Source organism: Chitinophaga solisilvae (genome assembly GCF_009928525.1).
Classification (GTDB): domain Bacteria; phylum Bacteroidota; class Bacteroidia; order Chitinophagales; family Chitinophagaceae; genus Chitinophaga; species Chitinophaga solisilvae.
Genome location: NZ_JAABOK010000020.1, coordinates 80,944 through 103,107, shown reverse-complemented (window position 1 = coordinate 103,107; position 22,164 = coordinate 80,944). Strand labels below are relative to the sequence as shown.

General features: G+C 48.0%; 15 protein-coding genes. 11 read left to right on the top strand and 4 right to left on the bottom strand.

What is annotated here, in order from left to right; translation table 11 throughout:
- Positions 1-127: 127 nt before the first annotated feature.
- On the bottom strand, positions 128-985 hold the full coding sequence (locus tag GWG06_RS27640) for an N-acyl homoserine lactonase family protein (protein ID WP_160717623.1): 858 nt from the start codon (positions 983-985) through the stop codon (positions 128-130).
- A 125-nt stretch (positions 986-1,110) separates the two neighbouring features.
- On the opposite strand from GWG06_RS27640, the gene GWG06_RS27635 reads away from it, so the two are divergent.
- The 5 genes from GWG06_RS27635 (at position 1,111) to GWG06_RS27615 (ending at position 9,233) form a co-directional block, all read left to right on the top strand.
- Entirely contained in the window at positions 1,111-1,794 is a 684-nt protein-coding gene (locus GWG06_RS27635) for a response regulator transcription factor (RefSeq protein ID WP_127043005.1), read from the top strand.
- On the top strand, positions 1,791-3,104 hold the full coding sequence (locus tag GWG06_RS27630) for a sensor histidine kinase (RefSeq protein WP_160717622.1): 1,314 nt from the start codon (positions 1,791-1,793) through the stop codon (positions 3,102-3,104). Before GWG06_RS27635 ends, GWG06_RS27630 begins: the two co-directional genes overlap by 4 nt.
- A gap of 205 nt (positions 3,105-3,309) precedes the next feature.
- Positions 3,310-4,704, top strand: a complete 1,395-nt coding sequence (locus tag GWG06_RS27625) for a TolC family protein (RefSeq protein WP_127043008.1) — start codon at positions 3,310-3,312, stop codon at positions 4,702-4,704.
- Positions 4,705-4,749: 45 nt separating this feature from the next.
- Positions 4,750-8,022 carry an efflux RND transporter permease subunit gene (locus GWG06_RS27620; protein ID WP_160717621.1) on the top strand — a complete coding sequence of 1,091 codons (3,273 nt, stop codon included), beginning with the start codon at positions 4,750-4,752 and terminating at the stop codon, positions 8,020-8,022.
- A 50-nt stretch (positions 8,023-8,072) separates the two neighbouring features.
- The gene (locus GWG06_RS27615) at positions 8,073-9,233 is read left to right on the top strand and encodes an efflux RND transporter periplasmic adaptor subunit (protein WP_160717620.1); all 1,161 of its coding nucleotides are present in this window, start codon (positions 8,073-8,075) and stop codon (positions 9,231-9,233) included.
- Positions 9,234-9,308: 75 nt separating this feature from the next.
- Here the strand turns inward: GWG06_RS27615 and GWG06_RS27610 are convergent, their stop codons facing one another.
- On the bottom strand, positions 9,309-11,696 hold the full coding sequence (locus GWG06_RS27610; RefSeq protein ID WP_160717619.1) for an ABC transporter permease: 2,388 nt from the start codon (positions 11,694-11,696) through the stop codon (positions 9,309-9,311).
- 483 nt (positions 11,697-12,179) lie between these two features.
- On the bottom strand, positions 12,180-13,154 hold the full coding sequence (locus tag GWG06_RS27605) for a hypothetical protein (RefSeq protein ID WP_160717618.1): 975 nt from the start codon (positions 13,152-13,154) through the stop codon (positions 12,180-12,182).
- Positions 13,155-13,515: 361 nt separating this feature from the next.
- On the opposite strand from GWG06_RS27605, the gene GWG06_RS27600 reads away from it, so the two are divergent.
- Positions 13,516-14,202, top strand: a complete 687-nt coding sequence (locus tag GWG06_RS27600; RefSeq protein ID WP_235938567.1) for a DUF481 domain-containing protein — start codon at positions 13,516-13,518, stop codon at positions 14,200-14,202.
- Positions 14,203-14,307: 105 nt separating this feature from the next.
- On the opposite strand, the gene GWG06_RS27595 is transcribed toward GWG06_RS27600, so the two are convergent.
- Complete coding sequence (locus GWG06_RS27595) at positions 14,308-14,652, bottom strand: YegP family protein (RefSeq protein ID WP_127043019.1); 345 nt, start codon at positions 14,650-14,652, stop codon at positions 14,308-14,310.
- 168 nt (positions 14,653-14,820) lie between these two features.
- Between GWG06_RS27595 and GWG06_RS27590 the strand changes: the two genes are divergently transcribed.
- From GWG06_RS27590 to GWG06_RS27570, 5 genes are all read left to right on the top strand, one after another.
- Positions 14,821-15,357: a YceI family protein gene (locus tag GWG06_RS27590; protein ID WP_160717617.1), complete on the top strand. Its 537-nt coding sequence runs from the start codon at positions 14,821-14,823 to the stop codon at positions 15,355-15,357.
- A 2-nt stretch (positions 15,358-15,359) separates the two neighbouring features.
- The gene (locus GWG06_RS27585) at positions 15,360-15,773 is read left to right on the top strand and encodes a hypothetical protein (protein WP_160717616.1); all 414 of its coding nucleotides are present in this window, start codon (positions 15,360-15,362) and stop codon (positions 15,771-15,773) included.
- A 105-nt stretch (positions 15,774-15,878) separates the two neighbouring features.
- Positions 15,879-16,304 carry a hypothetical protein gene (locus GWG06_RS27580; RefSeq protein ID WP_160717614.1) on the top strand — a complete coding sequence of 142 codons (426 nt, stop codon included), beginning with the start codon at positions 15,879-15,881 and terminating at the stop codon, positions 16,302-16,304.
- Positions 16,305-16,531: 227 nt separating this feature from the next.
- Positions 16,532-21,562 carry a DUF4132 domain-containing protein gene (locus GWG06_RS27575; protein WP_160717612.1) on the top strand — a complete coding sequence of 1,677 codons (5,031 nt, stop codon included), beginning with the start codon at positions 16,532-16,534 and terminating at the stop codon, positions 21,560-21,562.
- A 10-nt stretch (positions 21,563-21,572) separates the two neighbouring features.
- Positions 21,573-22,148 carry a hypothetical protein gene (locus GWG06_RS27570; protein ID WP_160717610.1) on the top strand — a complete coding sequence of 192 codons (576 nt, stop codon included), beginning with the start codon at positions 21,573-21,575 and terminating at the stop codon, positions 22,146-22,148.
- The last annotated feature ends 16 nt before the right edge of the window (positions 22,149-22,164 follow it).

The window sequence follows — 22,164 nt, the reverse complement described above, 5'->3', positions numbered from 1 at the left end:
TTGCGAATTACGAATGTAAAAGCGAAGAGCTAAACGTAGATTAAAGGTGATATACAATAGTTATCTCTTTTAATCTACGTTTAGCTCTTCGCTTTTACATTCGTAATTCGCAATTCGTAATTCGTAATTATTTTATCCTTATGGTGTTCTCCGATATCTTCTCAAATCTGTCGTACATGGCGCCGTCGTGGCCGGGTAAAATGAACCTGGGGTCTGCGACCATTGTTTTCATACGTTTGATGGCGGCTACCTGGCCGGCCTGATCGAAGGTGCCGTAGGTGGGAGCGGGGAGGTTTTTTTCCAGGCTGTTATAGATCCAGATGTTATCGGAGGCAATGATAACGGCATCTTTGCCGGAGCCTATGCGTACATATTGTGATTCGTAGGTATGTCTGGCGCCGGTGAATACTGTAATGCCGGGCAGTATGGTTTTATTGTCTCCGTCGATGAAGGCAAGCCGGTTGCTGGTTGTCAGCTGCTGCAGTGCCTGTACATCTTCGCGGGTAAAGCCGGTATGGCTGGAATCTTTGGATTGCCAGGCATCGTTGGCGAAGTAGTGATAATCTTTCTGCTGGATCCATACTTTGGCGCGGGGGAAGAAGGTAACGCCGTTGATATGATCCCAGTGCGGATGTGTGATGATGATGTCGGTAATTTCTTCCGGTCTGATGCCCAGCTGCAGCAGGGCGGAGTCGGGGCGGATGATGTAGCTGACACTCAGCTCGGCGGCTTCTTTCAGGCCGTTTCTGAAGCCGGCGTCTACCAGGTATTTCTCTCCGTTGCTGCCTTTAAGGAGCCAGAAGGAGAAAACGCCGGATACACTGTCTTTGGACGCCGGGTCCTGCGACCACATGGCTACAGGTGTTTTATAGGCCATTGCGCCTATACGAAGGGCATAAATCTGAAAGTCAGGTGCTTTTTGTGCAGGTGCTTTGCCGGAAATGGCCATCAGGGCCAGAAGGATAAGAATCAGGTTTTTTTTCATATGGGTTTTAAATTTCCTGTCGGGTTGTCATCTGTCAAAATAACTATATATTTTAATCATTTTAAGCAGATGTTTGTTATTTAACTTCAAATTTATTTCAAAATTCAGCTTTACATTAGCCCCGTATGAAAGTATTAGTAGTTGAAGATAGCAGGGAAATAGCCAGCAGCGTGCATGATTTTCTGATCCGGGAAGGTTATATCTGTGAGCTGGCTTTTACGTTTGATGAGGCACAGGAAAAATTGCTGCTGTTCTCCTATGATTGCATCCTGCTGGATATTATGCTGCCTGACGGTAACGGACTGGAGTTGCTGAAACTTATCAGGGACAAGGATATTCAGAGCGGGGTGCTGATTATCTCCGCCAAGGATGCGATGGATGATAAAATCAAGGGGCTGGAAGGTGGCGGCGATGATTATATTACCAAACCATTCCATCTGCCGGAACTGCATGCCCGTCTGCGCGCCATTTACCGCCGTAAAAAGTTATCGGGCAACAATATCATCACCTTTAATGAAATTACCCTGAATACCGATACGCTGGAGGCTTCCATTCATGATACTGTCCTGGATATCACCCGGAAGGAGTTTGATCTGCTGCTGTACCTGGTGGTGAATAAAAACAGGGTATTGTCCAGACAGTCCATCGCTACACATTTGTGGGGCGACTATACTGATAATTTAGCTAATTTTGACTTTGTATATCAGCATATCAAGAATCTGCGTAAAAAAATCAGTGCGGCCAACGGGGCGGATTATATTGATACGGTGTACGGACTTGGCTATAAATTCAATTCTTCCAAAGTATGAAGCTGGTTGACAAATTCACCTTGTGGTTTATTGGTGTGGTATTGATTACAACGCCTATCACTTCTTATATCTGTTTTTATAACATGGAAAAGAAGATTGATGAGGCCGAAATAGCGCGGCTGAAGGGAATCAACACCATGGCAGCTACCCGCCTGCAGAACGGGCAGCCGGCCGGCGTGCCCACGGCTGAACAACCGACAACGGTAACAGAGCTGGCAGTCATGCCGGCAGACAGCCTGCTGATTACCAAAGTGGGACTCCGCGATGGCAATAAAAAACTGGATGAATGCCGCATCACGGTTTCTTCTTTCTATACTATTCATAATAAGCACTACCAGGTATCCACCATCAGCCACGTGCCTGCTTCCTCGCAGGTGCTGAGTGCCATCATGGATACGGTTATCTGGAAACTGCTGCTCATCGCCGTTTTTGTGGCGCTTACTGCCAGACTGCTATCCAGGCGCATACTTTATTGCCTGCGGCTCACCATGGAGCAGATCCATCATTTTAACCTGAAGGAAAAAATAGCATTTCCCAAAACCAATACCCAGGAGTTCAAAGAGCTGAATAATTTTTTACAGAAGATGACCGACCGGGCAGTTGATGAATATACTGCCGTGAAAGAATTCAGTGAAAACGCTTCTCACGAGCTGCAGACACCACTGGCCATCCTGCGTAACAAGCTGGAACTGCTCAGTGAAACCAATATTGAAGAAAATCAGGCCGCCCTCATCAGCGATATGCAGAATGCCGTTGAAAAACTTTCCAAAATAAACAGGTCGCTCACCCTGTTGTCGAAACTGGAGAACAACGAATTTACCGTTTCGGAAGACATCCGTTTCTGTAAAGTGGCGAAAGATGTGCTGGCAGCCTATGAAGACAGAATTGACATGAAACAGATATCTGTAAAAACAGATATAGATAAGAATATCCGGCTCAGAATTCACCCTGCGCTGGCAGACATGCTGATGAATAACCTGCTGGGCAATGCCATCCGGCACAATGTACAGAACGGTCGCATTGAAGTAGTGCTGACCCATAAAAAGCTGGTGGTGATGAATACCGGTCTTGCTCCGGAAATACCTACAGAAGAGCTTTTTGAACGCTTTAAGAAAAGTAATCAATGCAGTGAAAGCGTAGGACTGGGCCTCTCCATCGTCAAGCAGATCTGCGAAGTATGCGATTTCAACGTCTCCTACGTATACCATTCTCCCATGCACATCCTGCAGGTAGATTTCCAGCCCTCCAAAGTCAGACAGGAACCTCCTGCCAGGGCACAGGATAATTTGACACCCTCGCTTGCTATTTAATTATTTGAGATTTGGTTATTTGAGATTTGTATCTCATCAAAGCTGCCATCAGACCGACTGGAGGATGTAATGATGAGATACAAATCTTAAATAACCAAATCTCAAATAACCAAATAGTCCCTTCTTCAAATTTGCTTCAAAAAGATGAATTCATTTTGTAGGTGGAATTACAACTTTAGTGACCATGCTGCAAAATTATCCTTTCATGTCCGGATGTAAATACTGGTTTATCCTTTTACTTATTATCTGTGCTGACATACACGGTGCTCAGGCACAACAGACCCTTACGCTGAAGGAGGCCATCCGTACGGCGGTTAACAACTATGGTACTATCCGGGCGAAATCCAGCTATGCAGAAGCTGCTAAAAACAGTGTGGTGCAGGCTAAGCGGGATTATCTGCCTAATCTGAATATTTCAGCCCAGCAGGATTATGGGACTATCAACGGACAGAATGGTCCGCTGTATGGTTTCGGTGGACTGGCGGCAGCCTCTTCCGGGGCACCGTTACCGGATCAGAACTGGAACGCGGCATTCGGCGGATTGTACCTCACCAATATTAACTGGGATTTTTTCGCTTTCGGGCGCGCGAAGGAGAAAATAAAAACGGCTCAGGCAGTTGCTGCCAGGGATACAAAAGACTGGCAACAGGAAATCTTTCAGCAGGAAGTAAAGGTAGCAGCTGCTTATCTTAATCTGGTGGCCGCGCAGAAACTGACGCTGTCTTATCAGAAAAACCTGAACCGGGCGGATACTTTCCGCAAAGTGGTAGTAACGCGGGTAAAGAATGGCCTCAGCGCCGGTGTAGACTCTGCACAGGCCAATGCAGAAGTCTCCGGTGCAAGAATTGCACTCACCCGCGCCGTTGACTTTGAACAGCAGCAATCCAACCTGCTGGCGCAGCTGATGGGCATTCCGGCGCAGCCCTTTTCGCTTGACACCTTCTTTGTTTCCCGCGTGCCGGCATTGTTCAGCGATACGATCCCACTGGATAATCATCCGGTGCTGCAGTGGTATAAAAGCCGTATAGCCGTCAGCGATGAACAGGCAAAATATGCCAGAACCCTGATGTATCCTGCCTTTTCATTGGTAGGGGTACTGCAGGCAAGAGGTTCCGGATTTGAGCCGTCCTACGGGCCTGGTAATCTCAATGCCTTCTCCCATGATTACTGGAATGGCATCAAACCTACGCGTACCAACTATCTGATAGGGGTCGGCGTTACCTGGAATCTGGCGCAGCCGTTGCGTATCTCCCGGCAGGTGAAGTCGCAGCAACAGATCAGCAAAGGATTACAGGCGGAATATGAACTGGCTGACCAGCAGCTGAAAGCGCAACTGCAGCTGTCTGACACCAAAATTACCAATGCACTCAGCAATTACAACGAAGTGCCCTTCCAGGTGAAAGCTGCTTCCGATGCGTTTCTGCAGAAATCAGTATTGTACCGCAACGGTCTTACCAACCTGGTAGATGTAACGCAGGCGTTGTATACGCTTATCAGAGCGGAAACAGACCGCGATATCGCCTATAGCAACGTATGGCAGGCACTGCTGCTGAAAGCCTCTGCTACCGGCGATTTCTCCCTCTTTGAAAAAGAATTGTAGCCCGGTGAATAACAACAGACTAATTGACATTATTAAATACATGGTATGAATCTTATCCGTTTCGCGCTTCGTAAACCTATCACCATCCTGGTAATTGTTGCCGGATTATTCTTCTTTGGTATCAAAGCCGTTACTACCATCAAGATAGACATCTTCCCCAAGCTGGATATGCCGGTGATCTATCTTTCCCATCCGTTTGGCGGATATACTTCCACTCAGATGGAATCTTTTTTCGGTAAGCAGTATATCAACATATTACTGTTTGTGAATGGCGTGAAAAGTGTGGAAACGAAAAATATACAGGGGCTTACGCTGATTAAGATCAACTTTTACCCCGGTACCAATATGGCGCAGGCAGCCGCTGAAGTGAGCGCCTTCTCCAACCGTATCCAGGCGATATTTCCACCCGGTTCCAACCCGCCGTTTATCATACGCTTCGATGCATCTACGCTGCCCGTGGGGCAACTGGTGCTGAGCAGTGATAAGCGCAGCAATAACGAACTGCTGGATATGGCCAACGTATATGTACGTTCTTCCTTTACCTCTATTCCCGGCCTGGTAGGCTCCACGCCGTTTGGCGGTAATATCCGTACCGTAGTGGTTAAGGCGGATCCTGAGCTGCTGCGCTCCCATAACCTGACGCCGGATCAGCTGGTAGAAGCCCTGCGTTTCAATAACCAGACAGCGCCTTCCGGTAACGTGCGTATCGGGAATAAGAACTATATCACGCCGGCTAACACTACTATCAAGGGAATTAAGGATTTTGAAGATATTCCGTTGTTCAAGAACGGGGTACAGAACCTTTACCTCCGCGACGTAGCTACGGTAGAAGATGCGGCTGATGTTACCACCAGCTATGCCCTCATCAACGGCAAACGTTCTGTATATATTGATATTGCGAAAGCGGCAGATGCTTCTACCTGGGAGGTAGTGCAGAACCTGAAAAAAGCGCTGCCCAGGATACAGGCGCAGCTGCCGGATGATGTAAAGCTGAGCTATGAGTTTGACCAGTCTACCTATGTGATTAACTCTGTAAAAAGCCTGCTTACGGAAGGCGCTATCGGCGCTATTCTTACGGGGCTGATGGTACTGCTGTTCCTCGGCGATGCGCGTGGTGCGCTGATCGTGATTCTCACCATTCCTGCTTCTATCATCTCCGGTATCCTGTTCCTGAGTTTATTCGGACAAACGATCAACATCATGACGCTGAGCGGACTGGCGCTGGCTATCGGTATTCTGGTGGATGAAAGTACAGTGACGATTGAAAATATACATCAGCACCTGGATCTCGGCAAACCTAAAGCCCTGGCTATCTGGGATGCGTGTAAGGAAATAGCCTTCCCTAAATTGCTGATCCTGTTCTGTATCCTGGCGGTATTTGCGCCGGCATTCACCATGGGCGGCATTCCTGGCTCCCTGTTCCTGCCGCTGGCACTGGCAATAGGTTTCAGCATGATTGTATCCTACTTCCTGGCACAGACATTTGTACCGGTTATGGCCAACTGGATCATGAAAGTGAAACACCACAAAACAAAAGATGGTAAAAACCTGAGCGATGCAGAAGAATTTGAACTTGCCGGCCTGAATGCCTCCGGAGAAGGCGATACCTGGGAACAGAAGAAGGCGCTGGTAGAGCGTGCGGACAGTAACCGGGACGGAAAAATCAGCCGCTTCGAAAGGGTGAGGGGCCGCTACCTGCGCTTCATCGACAGGATGATGCCTTACCGTAAAGTAATCGTATCCGTTTATCTCATCGCAGTATGCGCTATTGTGGCATGGCAGATGAACCTCATCGGGCGCGACGTACTGCCCAAAGTAAACGGCAGCCAGTTCCAGCTACGCCTGCGTGAACCGGATGGCACCCGCATTGAAGTAACGGAAAAGAAAACCATCGAGCTGATAAATGCAGTGAACGATATCGTCGGAAAAGAAAATGTATCTATTACCTCCGCCTTTGTGGGGCTGCACCCGCAACTGTTCTCCACAGCGCCGATCTTCCTCTGGATGGCCGGCCCGCATGAAGCTGTACTGCAGGTAGCCCTGAAAGAAGAGTACCATACCAACCTCGATGAACTGAAAGATAAAATCAGGGAACGCGCACAGCGGATCGATACCAGTATGACGCTCTCCTTTGAACCAATTGAGCTGACAGATAAGATCCTGAGCCAGGGTTCCCCGACACCGATAGAGGTAAGATTTTCTGGCAGAAATAAAAAAATCAATGAAGAATATGCACTGAAGATGATAGCGCAGCTGAAGAAGATTCCTTATCTGAGAGATGTGCAGCTGGGACAATCTATCAAATATCCTGCGCTGAACATTAATATCGACAGGGTGCGCGCTGCACAGCTCGGCGTGGATGTGGGCGATATATCCCGCTCGCTGATTGCCAGTACATCTTCCTCCCGTCTGACGGAAAAAAATATCTGGGTGGATGAAAAAGCCGGGCTGAGCTATAACGTACAGGTACAGGTACCGGAGAATAAAATCACTTCCCAGAACGACATTGGTGAAATACCTTTGCTGAAGAATGCTACCAGGCCTATTCTCAGTGATGTGGCCACCATTACGCCGGAAACTACTTACGGAGAGAATGACAACCTCGGTGCACTGCCCATACTAACGGTAACGGCTAACCTGAATAATAAAGATCTCGGAGAAGCCTCCAAAGATGTGCAGGCAGCGATTAACTCGCTGGGAGAACTGCCCCGTGGGCTGAACGTGGACCTGATAGGGCTGAGCAGCACACTGATTGATACGCTGGGCAGTTTGCAGAGCGGGCTGCTGGTAGCGGTTGTAGTGATCTTCCTGATGCTGGCGGCTAACTTCCAGTCATTTAAAGTATCCGCTATTGTACTGGCTACTGTACCGGCGGTATTGCTGGGGTCCTTGTCTCTGCTGATGATGACAGGTTCCACCCTGAACCTGCAGTCCTATATGGGTATGATTATGTCGGTAGGCGTATCTATCTCGAATGCGGTATTACTGATTACCAATGCCGAGCAGATCAGGAAACATAACGGTAATGCGCTGGTGTCTGCAAAAGAGGCTTCCGCGCTGCGTATGCGCCCTATCGCGATGACGGCGTTAGCCATGGTGGTAGGTATGATTCCGATGGCCAGCGGGCTGGGAGAGGCAGGAGATCAGTCTTCGCCGCTGGGCCGCGCCGTAATCGGCGGACTGGTAGCTTCCACTTTTGCTGCACTGTTTATATTACCGCTGGCATTTGCATGGGGACAGGGAAAAGCTACTACACAGAGTGTTTCACTGGATCCGGAAGATGAAGAAAGTACACATTATTTTCCCCTGAAAGCGTAAAAGAAAGTCTGACAATTACCATGAGAATAACAGGAAATAAAAATCATTTTATGAAACCAGCATCCAACATCGCGCGCTTGTTTTTATCAGTGGCTGCTTCTGCAGTGCTGTTACAGAGCTGTGGCACCTCCAATGCAAAAGCAGAGAAGGAGAAAAAAGAAGGCGCTGCCGAGGCCGCCCCGCCTGCGCTGGAAGCCTTTGCCATTCAAAAAGGACAGCTGTCCTCCTCGATTAAAATACCTGGTGAACTGGTGGCCTTTCAGCGGGTAGACCTGTACGCCAAAGTCAGCAGCTTCGTGAGAAAGTTATATGTGGATGTCGGCAGCGAAGTGACCGCCGGCCAGCTGCTGGTAACCATGGAAGCACCTGAACTGAACTCGCAGTTGTCAGGTGCGGAATCACGGCTCAAATCACAGGAAGCGGTATATCTTTCCAGTAAGGCAACATATGACCGCCTGCTGGAAACCAGCAAAACGCCGGGTACTGTTTCGCAGAATGACCTGGACATCGCTTTCGCCAAACAGAAATCTGATCTCGCCCAGCTGGATGCAGCCAAAGCGGCTTACCGGGAGATTGGAGATACCCGCAACTACCTGGAAATACGCGCTCCTTTCAGTGGTGTTATCAGCCGGAGAAATGTGAGCGCCGGCGCCTATGTAGGCCCCGCCGGTAAAGGTTCTGATATGCCTATCTTCACCCTGCAGGAACAGAAGAAATTACGTCTGGTAGTAAGTATTCCGGAAGCATATAACAGCTACCTGCATCAGAACAGCGAGGTGAACTTTACCACGAAATCCATGCTCAACCAGGTTTTTACTGCTAGGGTTAGCAGGCTGTCGGGCGCGCTGGACGAGCGTTTACGATCCCAGAGCATTGAGATGGATGTACTTAATAATGATAAAAAATTATTGCCTGGTATGGTGGCAGAAGTATCCATTCCGCTCACCGGCAGCAATGTCAGTACTTTCGTGGTGCCATCCAAAGCTATCCTGAATTCCACCACCGGCGTATTCCTTCTCAGGATTAAGGATAAGAAGGTAGAGTGGATACCGGTGAAAACAGGCCGTAAGGTGGAAGATCAGACCGAAGTATTCGGTGACCTGAACCCGGATGATCTCATCGTGAAAACAGCCAGTGAAGAAGTGAGAGACGGGTCGGCCGCAGCACATGTGAAAACAGTACCGGCTACTGCTGCGGTGGTATCGAAATAATCATGCATACAATAAATAGAAAAAGGGACAAGGTCGTCTGGCCTGTCCCTTTATTTGTTTATAAACGTACTTATATTAATCTGCTTTGAGGCTGGTAACCGGATTCATCAGGGCGGCGCGCAGGCTCTGGTAGCCTACCGTGATAACCGCTACGGCGGCGATAATTATAATAGAGAGTGCAAATATGGCCGGTCCCAGCTGAATATGATACTTGAAGTCCTGCAGCCACGTATGCATCAGCCACCAGGCCAGCGGAGCCGCCAGCAGGAAGGCGATGAGGATCAGCTGCGCAAATTCCTTCCCGAATATCCAGAGAATACCACTGATACTGCTGCCCAGTACTTTTCTTATACCGATCTCTTTTGTTTTTTGCGCTACCATGTAGGATACCAGTCCGTACAGTCCCAGGCATCCGATAAAAATGGCAATGAATGAACAGGTCATAATGAACTTCAGCATAGTGGATTCTGTATCATAGAATTCGGCGATGGATTCATCGAGGAACTGGTATTCAAACAATTGCTCCGGGTACATGGCGCTCCATTTTTTTTCCAGCTCCGGTACTACTTTTACCAGGTTCTTCATATTTATTTTAACGGCATAATCGGTGTACTGATCTGCCTGATTGGTAATCATCACGGAGCTGATGGCTTCATGAAAGGAACGGTCATAGAAATCTTTCACCACGCCAACAATCATGACCTTGTTCACATCATAGGTAATTTGCCTGCCGATAGCTTCTTCCGGGGATGACAACTGCAGGCGGCGCAGCATGGTTTCGTTAATCAGCGCCTGGTTATTGCTGTCAGCCGCAAACATATTGCGTCCTGCAAGCAGCTGCAGGCCAAAGGTCGGCGCAAAGGATTCATCTGCGGATTTAACGCTTACCTTGAAGATCTCTTCCTCGCTGCGGGTATCAAATTTTACGGTGGTATTCCATATCTGCGGTGCGGCAGGTGCGGCATAGCACATGGACACATTTTTCACGCCGGGGAGGGCAGCCAGTTCTTTCCGGAGCGTCTGTGCCTTGCTGTTATCATAAAAATTGGAGCCCATCCCTATCATCACCACAGCGTCTTTATCAAAACCAAGATCAGAGTGGCTGGCGTATTTAATCTGCCGGGTGATAACGATCATCGCAATAATCAGTACCAGGGAAACCGAGAACTGCAATACGATGAGTGTGCGACGGGGAGCAAAGCTGCTGTGGCTGGCGGACAGCTTCCCTTTAAGCGCTGTAACCGGCTTGAACCCGGACAGGATAAGACCAGGCCAGGAGCCCGACAGGAAAGTGACGAGAAGCGTGAGCAATGGGATGAAAGCCCATAGCATCCAGTCATGCATAAAGGAGAGGACAATTTTTGTATGGAACCAGTTGTTGATGACGGGGAGCATGCCCGTGGCGATGATAATGGCCAGCAGCATGGCTACCAGGGCTATCAGCCCGGTTTCAGCTATGAATTGCCAGAACAGTTGTCCGCGCAGACTTCCCAGTGCTTTTCGTATACCGATTTCCCGCGAGCGGCTGAGCGCCTGTGCAGTAGCCAGGTTCACGAAGTTAACACAGGCAGTTACCAGCAGAAATACACCGATCATACTGAGTACCCAGAGGTTTCTTTTTTCCATAGCACCGCCATAGCGTGCTTCAAAGTGTACTTGGGAAAGGGGTTGCAGTTTATAGTGGTGAACATTTTTGCTTTTAGGACGGTAGCGGGTAACATAGGCAGGGAGTACTTTCTCTACTTCCGCAACGGTTACGCCGGGCCGCAGCCTGGTAAAGCATTGCAGGGGAGAAGACATGCCGCCCCAGGAATCGCTGGCAGCAAAAAACTCGTTATAGGATTTCATGGATGCCCAGGAAACAAAGATGCCGGCATGATGATCGCTGTTCGCCGGCAGGTCTTTCAGAATACCGGTGATGCGGCAGTCTATCTTGTTATTGATCCGTAACATTTTACCGTCGGCATTGACAGTGCCAAAGTATTTCAATGCCAGGCTTTCGGTGATGACGGCGGTATTGGGAGCAGACAACATATCGGCTTTGTTGCCCTGCAACAGCGGAAAGTTGAAGATGTCAAAATACTCCGGTTCCACAAAGGCTACGCCTGCAGCTTCTTTAAACTTCCTCACTTCATGGCCGCTAACGACCGATACCAGCTCTTTGTCGAAGGTAACAATACGCGCCACCTTTTCACTAAAGGAGTAATCATTGCGGAAGGCCTGTCCGAATGCCGGCGGAACCGTAGCTACATAGGAAATCTGATCCCGGTGCTGTTCTGTAACAAACCGGTATATGCGTTCCCGTTGCGGATGGAAATTGTCAAAGCTGAGGTGGTATTGTACCACCAGGAATATGAGTATGCAGCAGGCCATACTCAGTGCCAGCCCGGTTACATTCAGCAAGGTATATACTTTGTTTTTCTGCAGGCTTCGCAGCGCTATCTTGACATAATTCTTAAACATGAATACTTTGTTTTAAGCGTGTATCACGGCTGTCCTGCCAATAAAAATGCCATGGAGGTGCATGTTTGTTGTTAGTTTATTACGTATTTTATTTTAATTAAATATGTTCGTTACTGATCTATGCCTGTTCATTTTAGGACAAGTTTGGGCGCTGCGCGCAATTGCGAATTACAAATTACGAATTACGAATGTAAAGCGGAGAGTTAAGCGGATGGGGAGCAATTACGAATTGCAGGTTAGGCATTATGGATATAAAGGCGCAGATAGGAGTGTACAGAGCTGAGAGAGATTGCCGGCTTTTGAAGCGGGGATTTCAGATTGTAAAACAAAAAAACGGGAATTACCAATTACGCTGGCAAACGCTTCCTGTACAAACAAGAAACCAAACAGATAATATTCCTTATCCGCTCAGCTCTCCGCTTTACATTCGTAATTCGCAATTCGCAATTCGTAATTCCCACTTAACCTATGCCACCACGCAGACTATAAATTTACATCTTCATACCACATCCAGGAGATCTCCGTGAGGATAGGACGTAGCCAGGTACTGCCATTGCTGCCAGGTGCAGGCAGCGATATGCGTACTGTAGTGAGTATGTTACGTTTGAAGCTCAATGGGCGGGAACCTATGGTAATATTGCTGCCATCAGGTTTTTCCCATTTAACAGTCAGGATCGGAGCATTGTATACAGAATCCCTGTTTTTGAGTTCATCCGCCGTGTAGGTATATTGATTACTGGGACTGCCCGGAGTAAGGTAACGAGGTGCCAGCCTGTTATTACTGTACTCTATTTTTATTCTGCCGGCAGTGAAGTTATCAACGACATATTTTACGCCAAATACCACTCTTTTCAGTTGAATGGTAAGGGCACTTGGGGTAGAGGAACCTGAGAAAGTAACTCTTCCATAGTGTGTTTCCAGCTCAGAATATTCGTTTATGGTGTAGGCCGGAGATGATGAATCAGCAAATACAGACAGGTAATTAAGTGAATCCGGTGAGCTGTAGGGTGACACCAGCGTGTCCATTCTGTTTCGGAGTGCCGCATAAAAAGGATAAGGGAAATTCTGGTTACCGGTACTGTCAAAAGAGTAGTACAAACCATTGCCTGAACTTTTTTTGAAGGCCACCGCACTAACGCTGATAGTGCCTGTTGTAGGTACTTTCAACGGAATGGAATCAACGATGCGATTGAAAAGACCCATTGCCAGCAGGCGATGATCCTGTCTTACGGCAACGGCGTAAATCACGCTGTCACGTACTGTTTTGTTTTGTGTGGACAGGGCAGCTTTTCTTCCCATCGGAGTTTCTCCGGTGATGATGTCGCCTTTTAAATTCAGTTTAACTTCTACTGTTGGTTGATTGGACAGTGAAGGTACAGGTTCCGTTTTCTGGTCGCTTTGTTTACATGCAACCATTGCCAGCAGCGCGCACGCAGCTACAAGAGTTAATTTGTTCATAGGTTACTTTTGTGTGATTTAAAGTTGTATTGTATAAGGGGGCTATAGGTTTCCAGGTATAAAAAAGATTTCCGTTTCGTTATCTGATATCAACTAAATTATAATTTTTTCAGACATCAATGAATCATCCCCTGATATTTATTTTAAAGATGATAAGATGACGGCAGCCGGACAAGGCTCTTCTCCGCACTGCTTTTCATCTTCAGCCCGGTAAAATTTCTGATGATGTCTCTGCACCATGCTGCTGTCAGTTGCGCTCCCGATTTTATGTTCAGGCACGTTAATTGTGCGGCATGTTTTTTCAGACAAATAACTGATTATGAGGAGAATATTACTATTATTGATAATATTGATGAGTAGCATGGCAGGCTTCGCCCAATTTTCTGATTCTGTTCATTACTTTATAAAGTACGCATCTACCGGTTCCATCAACCGGACCAACACCGGCAATTCCTACCTGCTGAATAATGCCATGGGCTTTAAGATCAGCAAACGGCGTATATCCCTGAATACAGGCGCCAGCTATGTATATGGCAAACAGGATACCAGGCAGACGAACAACGATGTTTCTGCAGCAGTGGATTTTAACTATAATGTGGACAGTGTCTGGTATTACTGGGGCCTGGCCAGCTACGACAAAAGTTTTTCCCTGAAAATCAACAACCGCTTTCAGGCAGGCGTTGGTATAGCCATGGACGTTATACACCGCCCCAATGCCACACTGAATCTCAGCGAAGGCATACTGTTCGAGAACTCCGACCTCTTTCTGAAAGACACCATCCCCGATATTTACCATACCTTCAGAAATTCATTCCGCCTTTACTACAAATGGACGGTAATGAAAATAATTGTGCTGGAAGGCTCCAACTTCCTGCAGAATTCCCTCTCTCACGGAGACGACTATATTCTGAAATGTAATAACAGCCTGTCGGTAAAACTACGCTCCTGGCTTAGCTTAACAGCAGCCATGACCTACAATAAGTTAAACCGCACAGACAGGGAGAATCTTTTACTCAACTACGGAATAACGGTAGAGAAATTTTTTTAGATTTAGGGATTTTGGAATTTTGAGATTTATAATGCAGCGAAGACTTTCGCGGATTTATCCGCTGCATTGTAAATCTCAAAATCAAAAAATTCCCAAATCCGTAAATTATTCCACCCAGTATCTGGACTGATCGTCCACCGGCGCTTCCGGTGCATTGGCTCTAACGGATGCGATGCCGTTATCACGGGCGGCTTCTGTTTCGTACATTTCACTGGTACCAATTACCTTGCCGTTGGAGCCTTTGAGATTGAAATAGAACTGTCCGTTTTGTGCAGTGAGTTTATCGTATCGTTCCTTGTGGATGGAGTTGGCTTTAACGGAAGCGATTCCATTGTCGCAGTTGATTCTGACGGAGTATCCTTCGCTGGCAAGGATAGTCTGACCGTTATCGGCTTTTAGTTTGAAGAAGAAATTTCCGTTTGGCTTTTTGGTGATAACAAATTTTCCCATGTTTCATGGTTTTGGTTTGATATTAAGTTAAGAAATTAACCTGATAATTGTGCTGCCTGCGGCTTTGAAGGATGCCTGCAGGATAATTGTTTTTGATGTCCCTGAAAGATTTATTAATTTTCTGGCAGTATTATTCCTGAATGCTATCCGGTTTTAAAAGAATTTATTATGAGAAAGATGATTTATCCTGCGGCCACCGCGCTGGTTTTGCTGTTAGCTGCGTTCACCTGGTTTTCGGTGCAGCAGTGGCAGATTGATAATAATTATTCCATTAAGTTCACCGGCAAATATGCGGATGGAACCTTTAAAACGATGAAGGGCACCATCATTTTTGATGAGCAGAACCCTGCAGCGGCAAAGTTTGATGTGACCATTGACGTGGCTTCCATCAATACCGGTAATGGCCTTAAAAACCGCCATGCGCGCAGCGACAAATGGTTCGATGCGGAAAAGTACCCCGTGATTCACTTTGTATCTTCGTCTGTGGTAAAAACAGCCGGTGGTTATGAAGTGAAGGGGATCCTGGAAATGCATGGTATTTCCAAACCGTTTACTATTCCTTTTACCTTCTCCCGGAATGGCGCTAATGGCGTATTTACAGGGAATTTTAAAGTAAACCGCGCTGATTACGGTATTACTACCGCCCGCGGTGATGAATCAGATTTTACCAGCCTAGCTGTTACCGTTCCGGTAACTTCCAGATAACGATGATCAGCAGATTCTTCTGGTGCGGCCTCGTTACAGGTATGGTGTCCGGTGCGCTGGGCGCCGGTTATACCCACTTTTACCAGTCTGCCCTGCATGTTGACTTTGGCAGTATCTCCTCTCCGCAAAGCTTAATCAGCGCCTGTATCATTGCAGGCATGCTGATAGCGCTTGCCCGCTATTTTATTGGCCGCCGGCTGAAGGGCAGGAGGGAAGCACTCTTCCTGCTGCCGCTATTATTCCTTTCCTGCTGCAGTATCGCTGTGCCCTTGCTGGCAGATCTGCCGCTGCACTTTACTTCTCCCGAATTATTCCCTGCTATGATGGCACCCGTTCACCTGCTGCCGGCATTGGTTTGGATGGTGGTGTATCCCATCTTTAACCCCTTTGCTGTAAAGGGTTCTGGCGGCCGGTAAATATTTTTCCATACGCCGGAAACTGTAGTATTATTGCAGCAAAAATGCGTATTTTATAGTATATTCGTAGCTGAATATTCTGTTTGTACCAGCAAAGATTATTGAATGAACCTGATCATAAATGCCAGACAAGCAGGGAGGAAACATGCCCTGATAGAGAAACAGACGATAGCCATTGATGATCTGCCCGGCAACCCTTCACTCCGTGCATTATTAACCGCAGTTGTCAAACAACAGGTAACAGCTTACAACGATAAACCAGCAGAAAAACAACTGCTCCCGTTCCTGTCCGACCAGCAGATAACCGGTCAGGCAGACCAGGGAAAAGTAGGTTTCGGTACTATATACAACGAAAACAAGGCTAACCTGCTGAAAGCGCAGGAAACAGCCCTGCAGGCCTATGAAGACGGCTTGTTTGCCGTGTTTGCCGACGAAGAAGAGTTACAGCACCTGGATGCCACTTTTAAACTGACACCTCAGACTGTCATCACCTTTATAAGGCTAACCTTTCTTGCCGGAAGCCACTGGTAGGATTTGGTTATTTGAGATTTGATTATTTGATTTACGGATTTTGGAATTTTTTGATTTTGAGATTTATAATGCAGCGGATAAATCCGCGAAAATCTTCGCTGCATTATAAATCTCAAAATCAAAAAATTCCAAAATCCGTAAATCAAATAATCAAATAACCAAATCTTAAATAACCAAATCTCAAATAGTTGCATTTTTTCTTAACCCCATATTAATACATTTTGACCATGGATGTAAATGAGTTCCTGCAAAGCAGGGAAAAACCGCAGTATGTTGAGCAGATGACCGCTACGATGATGGCTGTTTTTAAAGGAGGGAGCGCTCATGACCAGCTGACTGCCGCTACTGCTGAAATTGTGCTGCTGTTGCTGGACGCACTGCAGCAGCAGCCGGGAAATGAACACCGGTTTATGGCTGCCATTTCGTATAAGGATGAGCGTTATACCCGTCTTGAAACGCTGCTCGGTGGAAAATCGTGGGACGAGCCGGAGTATCATCGGCTGCTGATATTCATTTTTGGAGAAACTGTTATGCCTTATGTAAAGTATGCCTGGGAAAAAGTACGTTACCGGATGTACCTGCACGGCTATATGCGCCGCTCCTTCTGCGCACCGCATGATCCGGAAGTTTACTTTGTAAATCAGCTGAACTTCCTGCGGATAGCTATACTGCAATCCTTCGTCAGCCGTTACTATCCGGATAAGAAGATAACACAGTACGATCTGACGTTTACGGAACAGCTCCGTTATCATCACTCCTTTCAGAGCGATGGCCTGTATCCGGTATGGGCTGCCGCCATCGATATGGATAATGAAGAAGTATTTACCGCAGCGGAGAATATCATCTTTAATAAAGACCCGGAAGGTAAAGTTACCCGTAACCTTATCAAGGCGTTGCTCACCAGTGAAAAACCTGCCGCATGGCAGCTGGTGGAAAAGCTGCTGCTGGCAGCACAGCGCCAGGAAGGACTGCGGCAGACTATCCTGGAGTCGCTCGACGAAACATCCACCGGTGCGCTGAAATACATGATCCGCGTAATACTGGAACATAAGCTGACCCGGTTTTCTTCTGTGATACGCGCCGTAGATGTATGGGCCGGCCTGGGCTGGGAAGCAGAGAAGGAAAATACTATCCGCCAGCTGCTGGAAAAAGCGGCTGAATACCTGGAAGCACCGGAAAAAATTCAGGCGGCTGTCAGCAGTAAGCATAATGCAGAAGTATACATGGCTCTCTGGGCGCAGGGGGTGTATGATGTGGCGGCAACACGCCCGCTGCTGCTGGAACTGCAGCAGAAGGGCAATGCGGAGAAACGCTGCCTGGCGCTGAAATTCGCGGCTGAAACACAATACTACAATGTTGATATGCCTCTGGCGGTTAACGCCCTCCATGATGAAGACCTGGCTGTAAATGCACTGGCCCTGGGCATTGTAAACAGGCAGCTGACATCTGCTGCTGCACAGCATAACCAATGGTTTCCGGAACTGTTCCCGACACTGCACACCCTGGTGCAACGCGCTCCCGAAAAGGAAAAAGTGTTTGAAGGCGTAGTCTTCTCCTGGATGCATGTCACCTTCGACCGCAATCACGCACTCAGCGCCATGATGCAGCTGATCCTGGATCAGCAGGACCGGCTGGATATCCTGCTGGGATACTTTGATGAGATGAGCCTGCCGCTGCGCGAACAGCTTGCACGGCAGCTGCTGCCCGGTTACTCTCCCTACAGCTGGCAACAGCAATCTGCACCGGAACCACTCAGCGCTTTTCAACGTAATTTCGCCTTACGCCTGTTGAAAGACCGCGGAGAATATGTGGTGAACACCGCCTTCAATGCTCTGGGCAAAGAACAGTTCACCATCGGAGAACTGGATATTTTTACAGATATGCTGAAACGGAAAGGCGCCGGTGTCAGAAGTAAAAGCATTGACCTCATATTAAAACAACAGGATGAAGTGGTGTTGTCTGCCACGGAAAAACTGCTGAATGGCGATACGGAACAGCGCCTGGCCGGACTGGACATCGCATTGCGGCTCCGCAAAGCCAACCGCCTCACCGCCACGCTGCAAACATTTATCACTACTTTTTCAGAAAGAAAAAATATCTCTCAGAAAGAAGAAATTTTATTATCACAGCTGGTAGGAGAAAACAGCCAGTTGCAGACATATACCGCCGAAAACGGCTACGGATGCTATGATCCGGCTGCTGTGCCGCAGGCAGTATTACCTGCTGTGCAGGAAGGCGATTATTACGGAACATGCCTGGCTGCAGGGCCATATGGCTGCTCCCGGTCACTGCCGGAGATACAGGAAGCGCTGATGGCACTGTATCGTCTGTTCGAAGAAAATTGCTCATATGAGTATGAAGTAGAAAATTACAACAACAGCAAGGAAGCCATCCTGCTGGGCAGTAGCTTCCGCAACAAAAAAGCCTATGGCTATAAATTTGCATCCGTACTGGAAGAATATGCGAACTACCCGCTGCCGGAGGTCTGGGAGAAATGGTACCAGGAATCAGGATTAACACCGCGTGATCTGTTTATACTGAACACACTGCTGAAAGATAAGTCGGAAAGATCAGACGAACGCTTTACCGCACTGGCAACAGATTACCTGCCGGTGATGCAGGAGGTGATACCGAAGGAGGTAATGGCAAAATACCCAAACAAATGGTATAACCCGTTATTGAAAATTATTCAGGCGCTGGTGCCTGTGCATACATTTGACAGGCGCAATGAATTTCTGCTGGGCGCCTGCACCCGCGTATACCAGGCACTTCCGCCGGAGGTACTGGGCTATAACGGTAAAGGGGGAACGTATTATAATAATGAAATAGGCTGGCAGGCCCTTAGCTGGCACAATACTTTCCTTCACCTGCTGGTAATACAGGAGCTGGAAGGAGATGCGCTGGCACTGGCCTGGAATCTGTACCACTGGCGGCAGTTCAGCGGGCTGCCACAATATGCCCACCTGTATAACCCTCCGCTGCTGCTTTGCTGCAAGGCATTCCAGGCTGGCCTGATCGGAGAAGGAGAGATGTATCGCTGCCTTATCAGCATCGAAAATATGCGCACCTTGTCTGGCAGCATCAAAAGAAAGAAAGACCAGTTCGACTACTTCACTGCTTTCCCTTTCCTGGAGCTGATGTTCAGCCGCGTCAGAGAACACTTCCTGGATATAGAACTGAAACGCGGAGACTCTGCTACTGCTGTCACACATTTTGTGCAGGTACTGCAGACCGTTTACGGTATCAGCCGCTTCGGGGAAATATGGGCAGGGTTGGGCAAGACAACATTGCATCGCGGTTATATTTACAGCTACAGCGATACCGCTTTCAGTAAACAGCAGCTGCTGAGCACCTTGCTGAAACGATGTTTCCCGCTGCCTGACGATACGCAGGAGCAGTTCAATGCTGCCGTAAAAAAAATCAGGATGACAGAACCGCAGTTGATTGAAGCGGCGGTGTATGCACCGCAATGGCAGCCATTCATCAGCCAGTACCTCGGCTGGAAGGGGCTGGACGCAGCTATCTGGTGGATGCACGCACATACAAAATCTTCCGGTACAGAGCAGAATGCAGAAGCAGAAAGTGAGATCGCACGTTATTCTGCCGTTGATCTGCAGGATTTCAAGGATGGTGCGGTAGACAAGGAATGGTTCAACACAGCCATGAAGGAGCTGGGAAAAGCCCGCTGGCAGATTGTTTACGACGCGGCCAAATATATCAGTGATGGCAACGCACACCGGCGCGCACGTTTATACGCGGACGTTATGACGGGCATCCTGAAGATAAAGGAAGTCACCCAGAAAGTAAAGGAGAAGCGGGACCAGGACTACCTGCGCCTGTATGGCCTGATTCCGTTAAGTAAAGCTAACGCAGACAAGGATGTGCTGTCAAGGTACGAATACCTGCAGCAGTTTAAAAAGGAAAGTAAACAGTTTGGCGCGCAGAAGCAGTCGAGCGAGTCACTGGCGCTGCGTATCGCCATGGAAAACCTGGCCAGGAATGCTGGCTATGCGGATCCTGTCCGCCTTACCTGGGCTATGGAAACCCGGCAGGTGCAGTCTATCCTGTCGAAAGAAACACAGGTGCAGTTTGATGATACCATTATCGGGCTGATTATTGATGAAGAAGGACAGGCAGATGTAGTGGCTTTTAAAGGAGATAAGCAACTGAAATCTATTCCGCCTAAATATAAGAACGATAAAAAAGTGCTGGAGCTGGCGGAATACCGGAAAACATTGCGTGAACAGTTCCGCCGTTCGCGTAAAGCCCTGGAAGACGCTATGGTGCGGGGAGATGTATTTTCTTTCGCTGAAATGACCACCCTGTTTTCTCACCCGGTCATAGCAAAACACCTGCAGCACCTGGTGTTTATCACGGAGAAAGGACATGGCTTTTATAGTGCAGAAAGTCTCTGCGATGCAAATGGTAACCTGACGCCAGCCTCGCCGCAGGATACTTTCCGTATTGCCCATTGCAGCGACCTGCATCGCAATCAATCCTGGAGCGCCTATCAGCGTTATTGCTTTGAAAAGAAAATACAGCAGCCTTTCCGGCAGGTATTCCGTGAACTGTATGTACCGCTGGCAGAGGAGCTGAAAGAAAAATCCGTTTCCCGCAGGTATGCCGGTCACCAGGTACAGCCGGCACAGACGGTAGCGCTGCTCAGGGGCCGCGGCTGGAAGGTGGATTATGAAGAAGGACTGCAGAAGGTGTTTCACAGAGACGGCTTTGTCGCCAAAATCTATGCACAGGCCAACTGGTTCTCTCCGGGTGAAATCGAAAGCCCGACCCTCGAAACCATCATCTTCCATGATCTGAAGAACTATAAACAGGTAGCCTTTAGCAGTATCTCCCCGTTGATCTTCAGCGAGGTGATGCGGGATCTTGACCTGGTGGTAAGTGTAGCGCATGTTGGCGGCGTTGATCCGGAAGCCAGTCATTCTTCTGTGGAAATGAGACAGGTGCTGCTGGAAGAAACCTGCCGCCTCTTCAGGCTGAAGAACGTAAGGGTGGAAGGCACACATGCCCTGATAAACGGGAAATACGGCGAATACAGCGTACATCTGGGGAGTGCAGTGGTACACCAGCTCCCGGGGAAATACCTGTCCGTTTTACCGGTGCATTCGCAGCACAGGGGCAGAATATTTCTGCCTTTTGCAGACGATGATCCAAAATCAGCAGAACTGATCTCTAAAGTACTGATGCTGGCCCGCGATCATGAGATTCAGGATCCTACCATATTACAGCAATTGTCATAATGATACAGCCATGAGCTGCTGCCCGAAATGGCGGCAGCTCATGCTGCATTTTGTCGGTTATATTCAGTATGTTTGGTGTACACCGGCTCCCGGTATTGACAGGCAAAAATTCCGCTATACAATGAAAGGACTCCAGGACGCATCGAACGAACTGATGGAGCACATGATTTTCATGCTGAAGCATGCGATGGGCCTGAAGAAGGATAAGGTTCATCCAATGTCGCCGGTGGCCTTGCTGATTACCGGTGAAAAACAGATCATGAAAACTTTTTCCGGTTCTCTGCCGGAAGAAGGAAATAAAATGTTTGATCAGTGTATCCGGGAGATGCAGCCCGATTACGCCATCTATGCCAAAGATGGTTTCTTTACAGATGAAAGGGGGGAACATGCCATCGATGCAGTTATCCTGGTCGGATATGACAGGAAGGATGCAGACAGATATATCTTCGCGCAGAAATTTATTCCCGCACTGAATGGTGTTTCTTTTCAGGAAGTAGGTCATCCTGTATTCGCCGGTATTGCTTCCGGGAATGATGCCGTTATTACCATGAATACTCCGGAGAAGCCGTGGTGGCGTTTCTGGTGATATCTTTCCATTCGTT